Origin of the sequence: Capsulimonas corticalis (genome assembly GCF_003574315.2) — a bacterium.
Lineage (GTDB): Bacteria > Armatimonadota > Armatimonadia > Armatimonadales > Capsulimonadaceae > Capsulimonas > Capsulimonas corticalis.
This window is the reverse complement of record NZ_AP025739.1, coordinates 3099865-3119075: the sequence shown is the minus strand read 5'-3', so window position 1 is coordinate 3119075 and position 19211 is coordinate 3099865. Positions and strand designations below refer to the sequence as shown.

General features: G+C 63.0%; 17 protein-coding genes. 13 read left to right on the top strand and 4 right to left on the bottom strand.

The window, feature by feature from the left end; all coding sequences use genetic code 11:
* Positions 1-2 precede the first annotated feature (2 nt).
* Complete coding sequence (locus D5261_RS13160) at positions 3-983, top strand: hypothetical protein (protein WP_125205974.1); 981 nt, start codon at positions 3-5, stop codon at positions 981-983.
* Between the two features lie 68 nt (positions 984-1051).
* On the opposite strand, the gene D5261_RS13155 is transcribed toward D5261_RS13160, so the two are convergent.
* The 3 genes from D5261_RS13155 to glmU form a co-directional block, all read right to left on the bottom strand.
* Positions 1052-1585 (bottom strand): hypothetical protein, encoded by a 534-nt coding sequence (locus tag D5261_RS13155; protein ID WP_125205973.1) that lies wholly within the window; start codon positions 1583-1585, stop codon positions 1052-1054.
* Between the two features lie 233 nt (positions 1586-1818).
* Positions 1819-2787 carry a ribose-phosphate diphosphokinase gene (locus D5261_RS13150; protein ID WP_119321474.1) on the bottom strand — a complete coding sequence of 323 codons (969 nt, stop codon included), beginning with the start codon at positions 2785-2787 and terminating at the stop codon, positions 1819-1821.
* 182 nt (positions 2788-2969) lie between these two features.
* Complete coding sequence (glmU, locus tag D5261_RS13145; RefSeq protein WP_119321473.1) at positions 2970-4355, bottom strand: bifunctional UDP-N-acetylglucosamine diphosphorylase/glucosamine-1-phosphate N-acetyltransferase GlmU; 1386 nt, start codon at positions 4353-4355, stop codon at positions 2970-2972.
* A gap of 129 nt (positions 4356-4484) precedes the next feature.
* Here glmU and D5261_RS13140 point away from each other — a divergent pair, with 129 nt between their 5' ends.
* The 9 genes from D5261_RS13140 to D5261_RS13100 all read left to right on the top strand — a co-directional run bounded on the left by D5261_RS13140 (position 4485) and on the right by D5261_RS13100 (position 15307).
* A complete protein-coding gene (locus D5261_RS13140; RefSeq protein WP_119321472.1) occupies positions 4485-5666 on the top strand; it encodes a VWA domain-containing protein in 1182 nt (393 codons plus the stop codon).
* Between the two features lie 33 nt (positions 5667-5699).
* Positions 5700-6272, top strand: coding sequence for an aminoacyl-tRNA hydrolase (gene pth, locus D5261_RS13135; RefSeq protein WP_119321471.1), 573 nt, complete (start codon positions 5700-5702; stop codon positions 6270-6272).
* Between the two features lie 217 nt (positions 6273-6489).
* Positions 6490-6798 carry a hypothetical protein gene (locus D5261_RS13130; RefSeq protein ID WP_119321470.1) on the top strand — a complete coding sequence of 103 codons (309 nt, stop codon included), beginning with the start codon at positions 6490-6492 and terminating at the stop codon, positions 6796-6798.
* Between the two features lie 192 nt (positions 6799-6990).
* Positions 6991-7251, top strand: a complete 261-nt coding sequence (locus tag D5261_RS13125; protein ID WP_119321469.1) for an S-layer homology domain-containing protein — start codon at positions 6991-6993, stop codon at positions 7249-7251.
* A gap of 123 nt (positions 7252-7374) precedes the next feature.
* Positions 7375-8883, top strand: coding sequence for a tetratricopeptide repeat protein (locus D5261_RS13120; RefSeq protein ID WP_165864202.1), 1509 nt, complete (start codon positions 7375-7377; stop codon positions 8881-8883).
* The gene (locus tag D5261_RS13115) at positions 8865-10796 is read left to right on the top strand and encodes a tetratricopeptide repeat protein (protein WP_301002489.1); all 1932 of its coding nucleotides are present in this window, start codon (positions 8865-8867) and stop codon (positions 10794-10796) included. The genes D5261_RS13120 and D5261_RS13115 overlap by 19 nt, the downstream gene beginning before the upstream one ends.
* An 8-nt stretch (positions 10797-10804) precedes the next feature.
* Positions 10805-11578: a flagellar brake protein gene (locus tag D5261_RS13110; protein WP_119321467.1), complete on the top strand. Its 774-nt coding sequence runs from the start codon at positions 10805-10807 to the stop codon at positions 11576-11578.
* Between the two features lie 309 nt (positions 11579-11887).
* Complete coding sequence (locus D5261_RS13105) at positions 11888-12853, top strand: DMT family transporter (RefSeq protein ID WP_119321466.1); 966 nt, start codon at positions 11888-11890, stop codon at positions 12851-12853.
* A gap of 48 nt (positions 12854-12901) precedes the next feature.
* Positions 12902-15307, top strand: a complete 2406-nt coding sequence (locus D5261_RS13100) for a response regulator (protein ID WP_119321465.1) — start codon at positions 12902-12904, stop codon at positions 15305-15307.
* Between the two features lie 6 nt (positions 15308-15313).
* Here D5261_RS13100 and D5261_RS13095 read toward each other — a convergent pair whose 3' ends face one another.
* Positions 15314-15508 carry a hypothetical protein gene (locus D5261_RS13095; RefSeq protein WP_125205971.1) on the bottom strand — a complete coding sequence of 65 codons (195 nt, stop codon included), beginning with the start codon at positions 15506-15508 and terminating at the stop codon, positions 15314-15316.
* 179 nt (positions 15509-15687) lie between these two features.
* Between D5261_RS13095 and D5261_RS13090 the strand changes: the two genes are divergently transcribed.
* From D5261_RS13090 to D5261_RS13080, 3 genes are all read left to right on the top strand, one after another.
* Positions 15688-16770, top strand: coding sequence for a mannose-1-phosphate guanylyltransferase (locus tag D5261_RS13090; RefSeq protein WP_119321464.1), 1083 nt, complete (start codon positions 15688-15690; stop codon positions 16768-16770).
* Between the two features lie 21 nt (positions 16771-16791).
* Positions 16792-17919 (top strand): DegT/DnrJ/EryC1/StrS family aminotransferase, encoded by a 1128-nt coding sequence (locus D5261_RS13085; RefSeq protein ID WP_218025582.1) that lies wholly within the window; start codon positions 16792-16794, stop codon positions 17917-17919.
* 63 nt (positions 17920-17982) lie between these two features.
* Positions 17983-19026 carry a nucleotidyltransferase family protein gene (locus D5261_RS13080; RefSeq protein WP_119321463.1) on the top strand — a complete coding sequence of 348 codons (1044 nt, stop codon included), beginning with the start codon at positions 17983-17985 and terminating at the stop codon, positions 19024-19026.
* Positions 19027-19211: the final 185 nt, after the last annotated feature.

Genomic DNA, 19211 nt, shown 5'->3' with positions numbered 1-19211 from the left:
CTGTGGCGGATTCGCAAAACTCTGGAATATTCCAGAGTTTTGACCATAATCCGATGAATGAGAGTCTTCTTGTCTCGTGCGGCTTGCCAGGTTATTGGGCAGGAAAATGCGAATCGATCAGTATGTATCCCAGCAAATTTCGCCGTGTCGCATCGCTAACGAGCACCATCGAGAACCAAGCCCTCCGTGACCTTCCCACTGCCCTTTCCTGGCTTGAGCGCGCCCGCCCTGATCTTGCTCGCTTGCTCGATTCCATGCCTGTTCATGGCCTAGCCACGGCAACTGGGGTCGAAGCCGAAACCACAACACTGCGGCAAGTGGTCCGCAATCCAGGAGAGTACCGAGTGAGTGTGCCTGAAGCGTGGTCAGCATCGTTACGTAGATTGGGGCAAGGCATCAAACGTCTGGGAAGAGGCAGTGCGATTCTGGAGGGCATCGGCGGACTCATTGAGGGGTTTAATCTCGTGACAGAGGCGGCGAAGGTCGGGATACCCACTGGCTTTGCGCTTAACGCCGCGCAGACCATGCCGACTCCAGGCTCACCAGGCTCTACGACAAACCCTACAGCAGCAATCAATGCACTGCACGCCGACCCAAGCATGGCAGCAAAGGGCGATCCTGGCCAAGCGCTGCAAGGGTATAGGGCGCCACAGCCTCCATTGGTAACCATGCCAGACGTATACGCCCCAGATCCCATGAGCAACACCAATTTCTCGGCCCTCTCACAGATGGTTCAGTCGCCCAACAACTTTCGGTATGACAACACGGGCGGCATCCAGACGCCTTCAGGCACAACGCCGAGCAAGAACTGGAATGTGCCGATGCAGGGGACGCCATTGATAGCGCCCAACTACGTTTCTACGCCCAATTACTACGTGTCTGACCCGATGGCGCAAAGCAACAAAGATAATTTTTCCGACCTGACCGCGCAGCCATCTGGGTACAAATTCAACGCCGATGGCTACATTCTGGCACCGAAATAGGAGCGACCAATCCTATTGCTTTCGCCTACCTTTCTTTTCTCCACAATCACTTGGGTGTCTGCGGCTTTTCAGGCCACGGTAGGCTCGTCCATCAGTTGCACCACAACCGCATAAAACTCTTCCAGGTCGCGTCGAAAATCCTCGTTATAATTCCAGTCGGTCCAACCCGAAGTGTACTGACGGCTCTCCGCCCTGCGGTAGCTGAGGTGAAACGTACTGTGATCGGATACAATCACTGGTAGCTGTTTGGGACGGGCCTTGAACTGGTCCGCCGTGATGTCGATGATTACGCCATCGACTTCGACCCATTCGTGGCGGCACGTGGTGTCGCGGATCAACATGGCATTGACCGACCTCGCCTGCGAATATCCACGTTCGGCCAGGTAGCGTACTAACAGCACACAGGTCTTGTCGCAACAGCAGATCGGAAAATGTTTAAGTATCCCCAGTCCAGATGGTAGATCAATATCTCTGTCTCGGATATGCTCCATCACAAATCGGAAACGTCGAGCTATGGCGTGGAGTTCTTCGAGGCACGTGTCGGTTGAGTGTCGCATATGACGATTGGTCAATGCAGTGCCATCGTACTGCGAGATCGACATGTTCGATGCACCGATATACGATTACGGCTACGGCATATTTTCTGGGGCAACAAAATATTGGCTTACGGGCCGACGAACTTCGGAAGGGTAAAACAACCGACCAAAGAAGAGCGTTGTGCCACTACGAACAGAGGACGGCCTAAATCCCGAGCCAGCAAATTCCTTTACAGTTGAAACGTTGAAAATAAGACGCGTTAAGTCAACTTGTTATTACTTATTGATAATTATCACAACTACCAAAAAGATTGAAACAGTTCACTGACGCTGTCGTCTTTATGGATGCGGCAAATGGCGCTGGCGAGCAGGGGGGCGACGCTGAGGACGGTGATTTTGGGGCAGCGTTCTCGCTTTTCGTCGCTGACGGGGATGGTGTCGGTGACAACGAGTTCTTCGACGGCGGAGTTCTGGATATTGTCGGGCGCGGCGCCGGACAGGACGGGGTGGGTGCAGCAGGCGAAGACACGGCGGGCGCCGCGTTCGCGCAGGGCGTGGGCGCCGGAGACGAGGCTGCCGCCGGTGTCGATCATGTCGTCCACCATCACGCAGGTCTTGCCGACGACGTCGCCGATGATTTCCATCACTTCGACTTTGTTGGGCTCGGGACGCCGCTTGATGATGATCGCGATCTGCGCCTGAAGCATTTCCGCCATGCCCCGCGCCCGTCCAACGCCGCCGACATCGGGCGAGACGACCACGGTATCGCCGTCGGTCAGTCCCTTTTCGGCGAAGTACGACGCCACCAAAGGGCCGGCGTAGAGATGGTCGAGGGGAAGCTGGAAGAAGCCCTGGATCTGACCGGCGTGCAGATCGACCGCCAGGACCCGATGCGCGCCGGCCGTGGTGATGAGATCGGCGACAAGGCGGGCAGTGACGGGCTCGCGCGGCGCGACTTTTTTATCCTGCCGCGAGTAACCGTAATAGGGAATCACGAGAGTGATGCGCTTGGCGGAGGCGCGCCGGAACGCGTCCACCAGGATCAGCAGCTCCATGAGACTATCGTTGGCCGGGGCGCAGGTCGGCTGGACGATAAAGACATCCATCCCGCGCACGCTTTCCTCGATTTTGACGCGGATCTCCCCGTCCGAAAAACGCGTGATCAGAAGTTTGCCGACGGGCAAGTCAAGATACTGAGCGATGCGGCGAGCCAGCATCGGATTGGCGTTGCCGCTAAAAACACGCAGCGTTTCGGAGCCTACGATCATCGTAATCCATCCTCCCCGTCGCGGGCTATTGCCCGTATCTTGCTTTGATTGCGAATGTTCTGGGCAAGAGAAATCCCACCCACTAAAGTCCCTGGCTGGGGGTGGCTTCGCAACCCCCAGCCGGGGACTTCAGTCTTCGGGCAGCCCCCCCCGACAAGCTGTAGAGCCCAGGGCATTCTCCCCTATTTCTCCGCCGCCCATCCTTCTTTGTTCACCTGCCGTCCGCGGCCGATGCCGAGCGCCTGGGCCGGCACGTCTTCCGTGATCGTCGAGCCGGCCGCCGTGTAGGCGCCGTCGCCGATGGTCACGGGGGCCACCAGCGTTGAGTGGGTGCCGACGAAGGCGTCGGCGCCGATGATGGTTCGGTGCTTTTTCTTGCCGTCGTAGTTGCACGTAATCGTGCCGGCGCCGATATTGGTCCGCGCGCCGACTTCGGCGTCGCCGAGGTAGGCGAAGTGTCCGGCGGAGACGTCGTCGGCGAGGGTCGCCTGCTTCAGTTCGACGAAATCGCCGATCTTGACGTTCTTGCCGACCACGTTGCCGGGGCGCAGGTTCGCATAAGGGCCGACCCGGGTGCCGTCGCCGACTTCGCTTGCGACAATATAGGAGTCGCGCACGGAGACATTGTTCCCCAATTTGGAGTCGCTGATGCGCGCGCCGGGGCCGATCTCGCAATCCTCGCCGATATCGGTCACGCCGGAGAGAATAGTGAAGGGATGGATCGTGGTGTCCTGGCCGATCTTGACATCGGCGTCGATGTGGGTCGTCAGGGGATCGACGATCGTCACGCCGGACAATTGCAGCGCGCGATGGATGCGCTCACGAAGTATGGACGAGAGCTCCATGAGCTCGACGCGGGTGTTGACGCCGCGCACGATGTCCGGGTCCGGGGAGATCACGGCCTCCACGACTTCGCCCTGCTGCGCGAGCAGCGCGATGGCGTCGGTCAGGTAATATTCGCCCTGGGCGTTGTTGGGACTGATCTGGCGGAGCGCGGAGAACAGTTTGCGCGGATCGAAGGCGTACACCGAAGTGCCGATCTCGCCGATAGTTAGCTGCTCGGGAGTGGCGTCCTTCGCTTCGACAATCGCGGTGACCTGATGGGTGATTGGGTCGCGGACGATGCGGCCGTAGGCGCCGGCGTCATCAAGCACGGCGGTCAGCAGGGTGGCGGCGGCCTGCATCTTGGAGTGATGCTCCAGCAGCGATTCGAGCAGGCGGGCGGAGACCAGCGGCGCGTCGCCGGGCATCACCAGCACGGGGCCGTCCCAATCCTCCAGCGACTTTTCCGCCATCTGGACGGCGTGCCCCGTCCCCTTTTGCTCGGCTTGCAGGACATATTCGAAATCGTCGCCGAGCGTGCTCATGACCATGTCGCTCTGATGGCCGACCACGATCACGGTGCGCTGCGCGCCGGCCGCCTGGGCCGCCTCCAGCGCGAAGCGCAGCAGCGGCTTGCCCAGCAGCGGGTGCAGCGCCTTGGGCGTCTTCGACTTCATCCGGGTGCTTTTCCCGGCGGCGAGAATCAGCGCGGCGACATTGGCGACAGCGGACGGCGAATCGGACATAATAAGTTCCTTCGTACGTAATTGCGATGACGCTTTATTATAACCGTGGGCTCGGACCGAGTCAAGCAAAGTTACCGGGAACCGCGCGGCTCCCACATCCGTCTTATTCCATGTTATGGGAGAAGATTTGTGAATAATCCCTGGAGACGCTACGCCGCCTTCATCGGCGTCTCGGTCATCGCGCACCTGCTCGTCCTCGGCGGCCTGGCCTGGTGGCTCACGCGCGCGTCCGGCCCCGCCGCGCCGGCGCGCGCGCCCATCGCGGTCCAGATCGTGGAGCGCCCGCGCCCGGATCCGCCCAAACCGAAGCCGGCCAGGATCGCCGCCCTTCCGACGCCGCCCACGCCGCACGCCATCCCGTCCCCGACGCCCACTCCCAAAGCGACGCATCCGACGCCTCGGCCCAAACCCGCCGTCCAGCGCGTCACGCGGATCTTCGAGAATCTGCCGCCCCACCCCACGCGCGGCGGCCACGCCAGCGGCGCCGCGCCCGCGCGGCGAGCGCCGGCCGTCCGCCATGTGCAGGGCCGCCCCCAGCCGCACACGCTGACGACGCCCGTCCCAACGCCTCAGACCACGCCGCAATCGGGAACGGCCGAAGGCCACGACAATGTCGCCGCGTCGCCCGCTCCATCACCGGACAATGGATCGGGCGATCGAGCGCATGGCGTGGGCGACGGCGCCGGCCAGGGCGCGGGCGTCGGCCCCGGCAAAGACTCCGGCGCGGGCGATACCGGGACCGACGACGGCCCGCCGACCGGCCCCTTCGGCGTGCCCGGCGGCGGAGGCGGCAGCGGTCCGCGCCATATCGTCTACGTGCTCGATGTCTCGGGCAGCATGACCTCGCGGATCGACAAGGTCCGGGAAGAACTGGACACGGCGCTCGCGGGCCTGCGTCCCGGCGAATCCTTCGATGTCCTTGCGTTTTCCGACGATGTTCAGCGCATGCACGACGGCCTGCTCGACGCCACGCCCGCCAATATCGCCCTCGCCAAATCGTTCGTCGGCGAACTCAAGCCGCTGCAAGGCACCAACCTTCAGGACGCCATGCGGACCGCGCTCGGAATGCCGGGCGTCAACGTCGTCTTCCTTATCTCCGACGGCGTCCCAAGCGTCAAGGAAACCAACACGGGAAAGCTGCGTCGCGAGATCCAGCGGCGGAACAAAAACGGCGCGCGTATCTATACCGTGGGGCTGGCGGGATATAACCCCGGGAAGGACGGCGTCAGCGACTTCGAGGCGGCGGACCTATTGCGGCGCATCGCGGAGGACAGCGGCGGGACGTATAAGACGGTGACGCTGGGGTATTGAGCGCCATTCCGATATGCTATACTCTCCCTAGACATGGATATCCCGACAAAACTGATCATCGGCCTGGGCAATCCCGGCAAGGAATACGACGGCACGCGGCACAACATTGGCTTTGACGTCATCGACCACCTCGCGCGCATCAATCATATTACGGTCGCCAAGCGTGACTATCGCGCATTGGTGGGCGATGGCCGGATCGCCGACACACGCGTCTTTCTGCTCAAGCCGCAGACCTTTATGAACCTGAGCGGCGAATCCGCCGCTCAGTTCCTGCGGCAGCGCCCCTTGGCCCTTACGGAAATCCTGGTCATTACCGACGACATCGCGCTCCCTGTCGGCAAACTACGGCTGCGCGCGGGCGGTTCTGCGGGCGGGCACAACGGCCTGAAATCGCTGATCGCGCACCTGCACTCTCAGGAGTTCCCCCGTCTGCGCTTCGGCGTCGGCGCGCCGCGCGACGCTTCCGTGCAGATCGATTTCGTGCTGGGGAAATTCAGCAAAGCCGAACAGCGCGATGTCGAAGAAACCGTCGACCGCGCCGCCGCCGCCGCCGAAGCCTGGATCCGCGACGGCATAGAGCCGGCGATGAATAAATTCAATCAATAACCACACTCCGCAATTGATGTTTCAGCATGAAACCGGACGGGTATACAATATCTTGCAAATCTTTCTCGACGCTTTGGCCCATCGGCGATCCGCCGATGGGTTCTTTTTTTGTCGGATGCGCCGGGGAACATTTTGACCGCTCCCCCAGTCCATAAATACATAAGAGATGTTGGACGGATCAACGGAAAAAGCACAAATCCAGAGGGAGAAGATAACCATGCGAACCATATCGAAAGTGACGACCATCGCGGCGTTGGCGACCATTGCAGCCACATCGATTGCCCCGACGGCGGCGTTAGCGAATACTCAGAAGGAAAAGAACAACTGGCGCAATATCGCGATTGCCGCCGGCGCTCTGGGCGTTTACGGCGTGGCGAAGCATAACACGCTGATGACGGTTCTCGGCGTCGCCGGCGCGGCTTACTCGGCGAAGAAGTACGAGGACGACCGCAAGAAGGAAAGCCAGTGGAGCTCGTGGCGCTCCCGCTACCATCGCTCCGGACAGTATCACGCCCGGTATCGCTGATCGCCCGGACGACAGGACATTTTTAACGCGGCCCGCCGAACGATTCGGCGGGCCGCAATTGTCTGTGATGCGCGCTGTTGTTTGCGGCGGCATATTTCCCGTGAAGCCCCTTCCGCGTTTTAGCCTCTAAACCTTCGATAGCATCCAAAGTAAGGATCACCTTCGATGCCGCGAACTCCGTTGATACGATGCGTGTCCATTTGCATTGGCCTGACCGCGCTTGGCGGGCTCAGTACAATCAGCGCCGCCCACGCCAGCCCACGCAAAACCAGCGCGGCGAAGCCTCAGTCGCATCCTTCCGAGGCGCCGCCGGCAGGCCGTAAAACGGTCGCTTCCAGCGGCGACGCCCGCGCGCAGTTTCCGGATGTTCCGCCGGGACACTGGGCGGCCCAGGCGGTGCGGGATTTGCAGTTGAAGGGCGTCGTCGTGGGTTATCCCGGCGGCCGATTTTAGAAGCGCCCGCCATCGTAAACGGGGGCCGGCGCCCGGTGTATTGCTTGACAAAACATGCCCGGCGTGCTATTCTTAGACGTTAAAGTTAGACACCTTTTTTCGTTTCCCCCAGAGGTTAAGACCGTGTTTTGCAGCCAATGCGGCGCCAATAATACCGCGGACAGTAAATATTGCAAGGAGTGCGGCACGTTTATCGCGCCCATCTCCTCTATCAATCTCGCCCCCGATCCCCAGGATTTCGCCGGCGTCGAGGATCCGATCCGTCAGGAGCGGCTGACCAAGCTGCTTGATATGGCGTTCTGGCACAACGATGTCGGCAATCTGGACGCCGCGATCCTCGCGGCGGAAGCGGCCCTGACGATCAATCCCAACAGCACGACGGCGCACTCGCTCCTTGGAACGCTTTACGAGAAGAAGGGCAATGACGCCCTGGCGATCGAACATGTGGAGGCGGTCCTTCAGCTCAATCCCGACAGCGCCGCCGACGCGGCGAAGCTGGAGATGCTCAAGCGCGGCGTGCGCGCCATGGCGGCGCCGACGCCGGTCGGCTTCCGGTGGATTCCGCCCGCGCTCGCCGGAACCAGCCTGGGCAACGTCATGGGACGCTTCGGCGATCTTTCCGACCGAGGCGCCGCCGGCGGCGCCTCCAACGCTGCTCCAAGCGGCGGGTTGTCCGAACGGATCGCGTCGTGGAACCTGAGTGAGCGCAAGATCGGCGGGCTGCAATTGCTGCCGGTCCTTTATTCCGGAACGGCGGCCATTGCCGTGTTCGCGATCTGCTTTGGGGTCGTTCGCTCGTCGTCGCGCCCGGCCACGGCGTCTCCCGAGCGCGTGGTGTCCGTCAATACGCCGCCGGCCTCCGTCAACGGCTCGGCGTTCACCGATCCGTCCCGCACGAGCCCCGCGCCGTTTACGAGCCAGCCCGCGCCGTTCAGCGTCGCCCGCAATGCTCCGGTCACGGCGGACTCCCTACGGCCGCCGTTCAGCGCGAAGAACCTGGACAGCACGCCCGATCCGTTTTCGGAGACGCTGACCAGCGGGGTTGGAACCAAGCCCCTGCTCAGCCGCCGGCCGGCCGCGCTGCCGGAGCGATCGTTCCATTCCCGAAGCGCCTCGTCCAATATCGGCGGAGGCCCGGTCCCGCTGCCTCCGCTCCAGCTTCGAGCCGTCGGCTCGGATTCGAATAATTTGCTGTCGCCGGCTCCCGTCTCCGCCCCGCCGATGGCGGCGATCGAGGCGCTTCCGCGCCATACGGTCGTTGTGCCGGCGCTGGGAGAGAATGGCGGTTCGGATTCCTCGCAGGACGCCCAGAACGGCGGGCAGTCGTCGTCGGGCGGAACGCCGATCATTCGCATCACCGTTCATGACGGCGGCAGCGACTCCTCCAGTTCGTCCGGCGTGAACCGCAGCGGATCGAACGGCGGCGGCTCCTCGGATTCCGGCGGCGACAGCTTCCAGCAAACGGCGCTTTCGCTGCAATCGCAGGGAAATTATCGCGGCGCGCGCGCCGCTTACGAAAAGGCCATCCGCACATATAAAGCCGATATCGCCGCCGGACGCAACCAAGAGTCGGCGCAGCGCGGTTTGCAGGCTTGCCAGACGGGACTTCAGATTTGCCAGCAAAGCGAGTAACGCTCCGCAGCGCCGCCTTGGCGTTCGCCTGTACTTTGGGCGTCGGCGCCGTCGCGCCCAGCGCCACGGCCGCCTCGCGCCGTCCCCCGCCGACCATCGTGCTGTTTACGCACGACGCCGGCGACAGCGACGACTTCTCCGGCCTGAAGGCGCTGCGCGCCAAGCTGCGTGACGGCGGCCACTTCGACGTCCTGACCTACGATGTCGAGGCGCCCGCCATCCTGCGCGCCGCCGCCGACGCCCACCACCCGGAATGGACCACCACGCCCATCACGACGGACGCGGACCGCCTCGCGCTCTCCAAAGCTCTGGGCGCGTCGTTTTACGCTGTCATCACGCACACAAAATCGTCGGACCGCCCGGATATCCAGCTCGTCGACGTTTTGGCTCCGGCGCACTCCTGGAGCGTGACCGGCAAGAAAACCGGAGACGCCGCCGACGCTCTCGCCAGCGACGCCGACCAAGCGGTCACCCAGCGCAGCGCCCCAGAACCGACGCCCGCGCCCGCTCCTGTCACAGCCGCGCCTCCCGTCGCCCCAGCAGCGCCGCCTGCTGTTGTCACACCGCCTGTCACAGTCACGCCTCCTGTCACACCACCGGTAACGATCGCGCCGCCAGTCGTTGTGACGCCGCCAGTCACAGTAACGCCGCCAGTCATCGTAGCTCCCCCGGTCGTTGTCAAACCAGCCCCCGCTCCGGCCGTTCCTGTGACGGCTAATCCGCCCGCAGTCGTTACACCCGCGCCCGCGCCGCCCGCAGTCGTTACACCCGCGCCCGCGCCGCCCGCAGTCGTTACACCCGCGCCCGCGCCGCCCGCAGTCGTTACACCCGCGCCCGCGCCGCCCGCAGTCGTTACACCCGCGCCCGCGCCGCCCGCAGTCGTTACACCCGCGCCCGCGCCGCCCGCAGTCGTTACACCCGCGCCCGCGCCGCCTGTGGCGGCGGCAGTGGTTCCGGACGCTAAGCAGCAGGCGGATCAGAAGCAAGCGGCCGATGACGCGATCCAGCAGCAGGTGGCGGCCGTGAAGCCGCTGCTGGCGAAGGGCGACGCGGCGCTGGCGCGCGGCGAAGTGGCGATGGCGATCTCGCTTTACCGGCAGGCCGTGGACGGCGCGCCGCGCGCCGCGCAGCCGCGTCTGGCGCTGGCGCAGGCGTATCTACAGGGCGGCTTCCGCGATAAAGCGCTGGACGAAGCGAAGCGTGCGCTGCAAGTCTCGCCGGACAGCGTCCCGATCAAGGAGTTCTTGATCAGCATGGACGCCGAAGAATCGACCTCAGAAGGCTCCGTGACGCTTTACACCGCGCTGATCGCCAAGAACCCCGACGATATCTCGGCGCATCTGGGGCTGGCCGACGCTTATTGGAACGACGGCTCGCTGGACCGGGCCGAAGCGGAATACAAGGCCGCCGAGGCGCTGGAGGCGACGACCGGCGGACATCGGGCCGTCACGCAGCTGGCCCGGATGTACGGCGCGCAGTCGCGTTACGCCGACGCGCTGGAGATGCTCGCGCAGCTCGGCGCCACCCGATACCCCATGGCGCTCAGCATCATCAAGAACAAGGGCGACGCGCTGCTGACCAGTCTTTCGACGGCGCGCGACTCCTTTGAAGCGAAGAAAAGCTCGCACGAGCAGTTCTACGACACCGCGAAAAAAGTCGCGGCCGAGGGACAGGCGCTCGCGGACTTCGTACACGCCGTCACGCCGCCGGCGGCGTTCAAACTGTCGCACCTGCATCGCCAGCTCGCGGCCAACTTGATCGCGCAGGAAGCCTCCGTGCTGATGACGTATATTGAGACATCCGACGCCGACCAGGGAGACAAAGCCGCTTCCCTGGAAAAATCCGCGCAGAGCGAAATGCTCACCGCGAACGCGGGCGAGCAGAAGAACGGCCTGACCGCGGAAGGGAATTAAGGCGCGTCATGGATTTCTGGAAGTTTTGGTCGCCGGTCATGGACCGCCCCAGCCCAAAATCGGGACGCCTTCCGACCGTGGGCGAAGCGGTGCGTCTGCAAGTGGCCCAAGGGGACCGAGTCGGCGTTTATTACGCCACGGTCCGCGTGGTGACCATGCGCCGCATCGTGCTCGACACCGCCGAGGAAGGGATCTTCGATCCCGACGGCCTTTGGGAGACCTCCAAGACGGAAGCCCCCGCCACCACGACCAGCGCAGCGGCGTCCCTGCCGGCGCGCACGGCGCTGGTGGTTTCCTTCGTGCGCGGCAGCGGCCTCTTTAAGTTTTCCACGCGCGTTGTCGGCGTCAGCCGCTCCTCCCAAATCACCATTCTGCGGCCCAGGCAAGTGACACAGGTGCAGCGCCGCGAATTTTATCGCCTGCCGCTCCATGCCCCGACGACGTTTCGCGTTTCCTCACGCGGCGGCGACGGATCCATGCGCCTGGCGGGGCGCCTGGTGAACATGAGCGGCGGCGGCGCGCTGCTCGCGGCTCCCAAGCCCATCCCCGGAGGCCTGCGCGTCACGGTGCGCGTCCCCGCCGGCAAAGACGGCGAGCAGATCGATGTCGAAGCAGAATCGCTGGACTGTCACATCGCCTCGCAGGGCGTCAGCCGGATCTATCTCGTGCGCCTTTCGTTTATTGGCCCCCCGACCATGACGGAAGAGGACCGAGAAGCGATCGTCGCCTATATCTTCGAGCAGCAGCGGATCGTCCTGCGCAACCGCAAACTGATGCGCTAATCGCCCGGGAGAACTCCGCCGGCTCCGTCAAAAACATGCAAAAAAAAACCTGCCGCCGGTCCGCGGTGAAGCGGATCGGCTGCAGGCTCCGTCACAGCTGACGGATGATTAAAAGGAGGACATGCGCTATTTGTACTACGCATCCCGTCCTCCTTAAGTTCCCAATGCTCAGAAAATTGTATAAGTTTTTCAAGCGAGACTTTAATCGCCAGTCCCCGCCGGCCTGCGGCCGTCGGATTGTAATCGAATGTTAATCCCCTGCGCCGGGCTTTCATTGACTTCACTTCCGCTCGCGCGTCAGAATCAAGTATGCCACGTAACGCCGCACGGCGCGATCCATCCGACCCACCCGATCCCGCCGAGCCGGCGCCCATCCCGGCCGCTCCTCACCGAATCACGCCCGCGATTGCTCTCGCTCTCATCGCTATCAATATGATCTGGGGCGCGTCGTCGCTCGCCGGCAAGCTCGCGCTGCATAGCTTCCCCCCGATGATGCTCGCATTCGCGCGGTTCGCTCTGTCCGCCGGGTTGATGTACGGCGTGGCCGGCGCCTGCAAAGTCGATCTGCGCGTGGCGCGGCAAGACTGGAGCCGCTTCTGGGCGATGGGCGTGCTGGGCCTCGCGCTCACCTATCTTCTGTTCTATGCGGGACTGTCGCGCACGACGGTCGCCGACGCCTCGCTGCTGATGGCGACCGAGCCCGTTTATCTCGCGATCCTTTCCTGGGCGCTGCTGCGCGAGCCAATGCCCCTGACCAAAGCCATGGGGATCGCGGCGGGCCTCGCCGGGGTGATTTTGATCGTGTCGCACGGCGGCTCGCTGCTGCATTGGAGCGGCGTGCAGGCCGGCGGACTGATGATCGCGCTGGCGCTGACCTTTGAAGCGCTTTCCTCGATCGTCGGCAAGCGCCTGGTTTCCCGCTATCCCGCCATGACGGTGATTACCTACCAGATGGCGGCGGGGGCGCTCGCGCTGGCGCCGTTCGCGGGCTGGGAGCTCTGGACATCGCACGCGCCCATCGTGCTCACGCCCGGCGCGCTCTGGAGCTTCGCCTATCTGGTGGTTCCCTGCACGGTGCTGGCGTACACCGTGTGGTTCACGCTGATCGAGCGGATCCAGGTCAGCGATATTTCGGTCTTTCTCTTCGTTCAGCCCCTGTTCGGCGCGCTGATCGGCGCCGCCGTGCTCCACGATCCGATCACGTCCGAAGCGGTTATCGGCTCCGCGCTGGTGGTCGCCGCCATCGCCCTTATCCAGCGCCGGCAAGCCGCGTAAGCGCATCCTCCCTCCAGTCCTTCACGCGAAACACCGACAATAACAGTCGTGAAGCTCTCCATCGACAAACAAATCATGCTCGGATTTGCGCTGACGCTCGTCTTCTTGCTGGCGACCGGACTGTTCGCGCGCCGCTACACGCAATTTTATTTCTCGTCCGAGCGATGGGTCGCCCATACATATGAAGTGCAGGCGGAGCTCAGCGCCGCGCTGATGTCGATGGAGACGTGCGAGTCGGGAGCGCAAGCCTTCATGGCGTCGAGCAGCCAGACGCACATGCAGGAGTTCCGGCGCGGATCCGGAGAAGTCACCCGTCATATCGACCGAGTGGCCTTTTTGACCCGGGATAACCCGCGCCAGCAGCGACGGATTCCTGAACTTCGGGAAGCCGCCAGCGAACGCATCGAGGGCCTGGACAGTATCGCCACCATTCGGAATCCGGCGGAGCGAAATGCGGCTCAGCAGGAAATCGACGACGGCGAAACCGTCATGGCGAGATACACCCATCTCATCGCGGATATGCAAGCGGAAGAAAGCCGCCTGCTGCAAATACGGACGGCTGAGTCGCGCGTCAATAGCGATTTGATGCAGCTGGGCCTGGCGATCGTCATCGCGTTCGCGTTCATCCTGCTTGGGCTCATCTTTTTCCTGGTGCAGCGCGACCTGAAACGCCGCAGCAACGAAGCCAAAACGCTGCAATGGGCTCACGATGAGCTGGAGCAGCGCGTGCATGAGCGCACGGAAGAACTGCGGCGCGCCCACGATGAGCTGGAAACACGCGTGCTGGAGCGAACCCAGGACCTGGCCGAGCAGAAGACGCTTTTGGAGGAGCAGGCGCTGGAGCTGGTTGAAGCGCGCGATCAGGCCGTCGCCTTCACAAGGGCGAAATCGGAGTTCCTCGCCAACATGAGCCATGAAGTCCGCACGCCCATGAACGGCGTGCTCGGCATGACGGGCATCCTTCTGGACACGGATTTGACTCCGGAGCAGAGGGATTACGCGCTCACCATCCGCAGCAGCGGCGACGCCCTCATGACAATCATCAACGATATCCTCGACTTCTCCAAGATCGAAGCGGGGAAAATGGTGATCGAGACGATCGATTTCGATTTGAACGACGTGATTGAAGAAACGCTGGATCTCTTCGCGCCCCGAGCCAGAGAAAAAGGACTGGAGATCGCCGCGCTGCTCCCCACGAACTGTCCTCGTCTTCTCCAGGGCGATCCCGGCCGGATCCGCCAGGTTCTGAGCAACCTGCTGGGCAACGCGCTCAAATTCACGGACGTCGGCGAGGTAGTGCTGGAAGTCGGCGTGATCCACAACTGCGACGCGTACGCCGAACTGCGATTGGCCGTGCGCGACACCGGAGTGGGCATCGCGCCGGATCGCCAGACGGCGGTCTTCGAGAGTTTTACGCAGGCCGATGGAAGCACCAGCCGCAAATACGGAGGCACCGGCCTGGGACTGACCATTTGCCGTCAGCTAACCGATCTGATGGGCGGGACGATCGGGCTGGAAAGCGTCCTCGGCGAGGGCAGCACCTTCTGGCTCCAGATGCCGCTGAAGAAGCAACGCGGCGCCGAACAGATCACGATGGATATCCCGCAGTCGCTGATCGGGCGGCGCGTGCTGGTCATCGACGACAACGCGACCAATCGCACGATCCTGCGCGAACAGCTGCGCTCCTGGAACTGCGCGCCGCTGACCGCCGCTTCGGGCCAGGAGGGACTGGACCTTCTCAACGCTTCCGAGCAGCCCATTGATCTCGTTATCATGGACATGATGATGCCGGACATGAACGGGCAGGAGACCACGGACGCACTGAAAAGCAATCCAAAATTCGCCGCGATCCCCGTGATCCTCCTGTCGTCGGCCAACCTCGAAGCCGACACGCCGGAAATGGCGCGGCGCGGCTTTGCGGCGTCCTTGATGAAACCTGTACGGAAGTCCAGCCTGTTCGATACGCTGATGACGGTCCTGGACGCGTCCGCCGGTGTGAGCCGCTCCCGCCTGCGGCTCACCTCCATCGCCTTGAACAGCGCGCCGATCGGCCTGCATATTCTGCTCGCCGAAGACAACGCCATCAATCAAAAGGTCGCGATCCGGATGCTGGAAAAGATGGGATGTCGTATCGACGCCGTTGGGAACGGGCTGGAAGCCGTGACCGCGCTGGGACAGATTCCCTACGATGTGGTGCTGATGGATGTCCAGATGCCCGAGATGGATGGTTTCGAGGCGACCACCGCCATCCGCCTGCGCGAGCAAGGGTCCGGCCGGCGCACTCCCATTATCGCCATGACCGCCCATACTATGGAAGGCGACCGCGAGCGCTGCCTGCTCGCCGGCATGGATTCTTATGTCGGGAAGCCTATCAAACCTATGGAGCTGCGCGCGGAAATGGAGCGCTGGGTGATGGTCTTGCACGCGCCGCACTCCAAGGCGGTCAACGAGTAACGGGCGTCACTCGGTCGCCCGGCCGCCCTTCAAGTCCGCGACCCCGTAGTCGCCGTTATCGCACCGATGGGGGATCACGATATCCGTCGTGTCCTGCTCGTGCGATACGCGGACCAGCAGCATCGCCCCCTGGATATCGTCGACATCCACCAATACCTGCCCGCCGCACAACCGGCATTGATAAATCAAAACTCCCTGCACTCTCGCCCCCGCCTTTCGCGATCGATATTCAAATCCGCCTGATCGCGTTTATTATGCCCGTCTATTGGCGACGCTAATCACTCCTGTGGCCCTCCCCCGGATTGACAGGACTTTGTGAAATTTGGTACACTCTCAAGCACTGCACACACGATTGTCGATCCGTTTGAGGAGTTCCACCCGTGTCGAAACCGAACATCGCCGTCGTGATCCCCGCGGGCGGCGGCGGGACGCGCCTTTGGCCGCGCAGCCGCCAGAGCACCCCGAAACAATTTCTCGATATTGTCAGCCGCCGCACCATGCTCCAGGAGACGGCGGATCGGGTGGAGGCGCTCATCGATCCCGCGCAGCTCTTCGTCATCACCAACGCCAGGCATGTCGGTCCCGTCCGCGAACAGCTCCCGGAAGTTCCGCCCGAGAATATCGTCGGCGAACCGCAGGGGCGCGATTCCGCGCCGGCAATCGGACTGATGGCCGCGCTGATTGAGCGCGTGCGCGGCGAGGACACCGTGATGGTGGTCCTGCCCGCCGACCACGTCATTCTCCGCGATAAAGTATTCCGCGAGATCATTCTGGAAGCGGCGAAGGCCGCCGAGCAGGGATATCTCGTGACGGTTGGGATCCATCCGACAAGCCCCGACACCGGCTTCGGGTACATTCAAAGCGCCGCGCCGATCTCCGACGGCTCGGAGGCGCTCACCGTCGCGCAGTTCCGCGAGAAGCCAAAGCGCGAGATCGCCGAAGAGTATCTGGCGCAGGGCGGATTCTACTGGAACGCCGGGATGTTCATCGCGACGGTCAAGACGCTGCGCGCGCTCTTCCAGGCGCATCTGCCGCAGTCGGAGGCGGGATTTGTCGCCGCCGCCGAGGCGCTGCGCGCGGGCGACGCCGAGGCGTTCGCCGAGCATTTCTCGACTCTGGAGAAGATCTCCTTCGACTACGCCATCGCCGAAAAGGCGGATAAAGTCGCCGTGGTCCCGGCGGACATCGGCTGGAACGACGTCGGCTCATGGACGCGCCTCGCGGAGGTGCTCAGCCACGAAAAGCACGTCTCGGAAAACGTCGTCATCGGCGATCACATCGGTGTGGACACCACGGGATCGCTGATCTACAGTCCCCATCGCCTGATCGCGACGATCGGCCTCGAAGACATCATCGTGATCGACACTCCCGACGCCACGCTGATCTGTCCCAAGTCTCGTTCCGAGGACGTCAAGCAGATCGTCGAGACTCTGAAGGCGCGCGGCGCGCACGATTTACTATAGCAACAAAGGCAGAACGATCTTTTGGAAGACACAATCATCAAGGCGGGAATGGCGGACTTACAGGCGCAGCACGGCGCGCTGCGCGCGGAGCTGACGGCGGCGTTTGACGAAGTCATGGACAGCTGCCAGTTCGGCCTCGGACCGAATGTCGCGGCGCTGGAGGCGGAGATCGCCGCCGAAAGCGGCACGGCGCACGCGCTGGGCGTCAACTCCGGCACCGACGCGCTGCTGCTCGCGATGGAGGCTCTGGGCATCGGGCCCGGCGACGAAGTCATTACCTCGCCGTTCACCTTTGTCGCGACCGCCGAGACCATCTGCCTCGCCGGCGCCACGCCGGTCTTCGCGGACATCGATCCCCACACGTTTAACCTCGACCCCGAAAAGACCGCCGCGAAGATCACCTCAAAGACGAAGGCGATCATGCCGGTTCACCTGTTCGGGCAGATGGCGGATATGACGAAGTTCGGCGAGATCGCCAAGGCGCATGGCCTTCCCTTGATCGCGGACGGCGCGCAGGCGATCGGCGCGTCCCAGAACGGCCGCAAGATGGGCGAGTGGGCGGAAATCAGCACTCTATCGTTCTTCCCGACCAAAAACCTGGGCGCGTGCGGCGACGGCGGCATGATCCTGACGCCCAGCGCCGAGATCGCCGAAGAGGTCCGCGTGCTGCGGTTCCACGGCTCCGGCGGCGGCTATATCTACAAGCGCGTCGGCTACTGCTCGCGCCTGGACGAAATGCAGGCCGCGTTCCTGCGCGTGAAGGCGAAGCGCCTGACGGCCTGGAACGACCAGCGCCGCGCCAACGCGGGCCAGTATCTGGACCTGCTCGCCGATCTGGACGAGCACATCACGCTGCCGGCGACTCTGTCGGGCAACCACCACATCTACCATCAGTTCACGCTGCGCGTCCGGAACGGCCGCCGCGATGATCTACAGAAGTACCTGGCGTCTCGGAACGTTTCGAGCGCCGTTTACTACCCGCTCTCTCTCCATGTCCAGCAGGGGTACGTCCACCTGGGCTACACGCAGGGCGACCTGCCGGAGAGCGAGCTGGCGACTCAGGAAGTCCTCTCCCTGCCGGTGCATCCGGACCTCAACTCGGAGCAGATCGCGCATGTCGCCGCCTCCATACGGCGCTTCTTCGAGTGATCATTCAAACCATAAGCAGTACGTCAACTAAGCAGTAACTCACGCAATCACAGAGGACAGATAATGAAGGCAATGATACTGGCTGCGGGCGTCGGCTCGCGACTGGACCCCCTGACACGCAATGTCCCCAAGCCGATGGTCCCGATCGTCAATCGCCCCGTGATCGAGCATCTCATCGAGAAGCTGAAAAAGAGCGGGTTCGACGAGATCGTGATCAATGTCCACTACTTAGGCGGCGTCATCCGCGACTACGTCGGCGACGGCTCGAAATGGGGCGTCAAAATCCACGTCGAACAGGAAGACCAGCTGTGGGGCGACGCCGGCAGCCTGAAGCGCGTCGAGGCCCATTTCCAAAACGAAACCTTTTTGGTAATCGGCGGCGACGACATCTCGAATATCGATATCTCCGGCCTGGTCGCGTTCCACAAGGACAACAAGGCGACTTCCACCATCGCCACCACCCTGGTAGACGATCCCTCGCAGTTCGGCATCGTGTTGACCGACGACAACGGCCGCATCAACCGCTTCCTGGAGAAGCCCAAGACCGGCGGCGCGTTCTCCAACACGGCCAACACCGGCGTCTACGTCTTCGAGCCGGAAGTCTTTGAGCTTATCCCCGCCGGCGTCGCGTTCGGCTTCGGCAACAACGTCTTCCCCGCGCTTCTCGAAGCCGGCAAGCCCCTCTTCGCCTTCCACACGCAGAGCTACTGGCAGGATGTGGGCAACCTTCAGGTCTACCGCCAGACAAACTTCGACGCCATCAACGGCAAGGTCCAGCTCGGCATGCCTTTCACCGAGCAGTCCGCCGGCGTCTGGGTCGGCGAAGGCGCGCAGATCGATCCTTCGGCGACGCTCGAAGCCCCGGTCGTCATCGGCGCCAACACCATCGTCGAAGCCGGCGCGAGCCTGCTGGCGAACACCGTTCTCGGCGACAATGTCCGCATCGAATCCGGCGCGACTCTCAAGAGCACCATCCTCTGGGACGGCGCCAGCGTCGGCGCGAACACCTACGTCGAACGCTGCGTCATCGGCGTCGGCGCCAAGGTCACCAGCAACGTCGGCGTGTTCGACGCCAATATCGTGGATACTCGCAAGGCGCACGTGTAGGGGGCTTCGGCGCTTCTCGTCCTCCCGGAGCAAACCCACCCCCGGCCTTCGGCCGCCCCTCCCGCGACGGGAAGGGTGATAAGAAAAAGCCCCATCGCCTATATTGTAGGCGATGGGGCTTTTGGGTTTTCTTACCCTTCCCGTCGGCGGGAGGGGGCGGCCGAAGGCCGGGGGTGGGTTTGCCA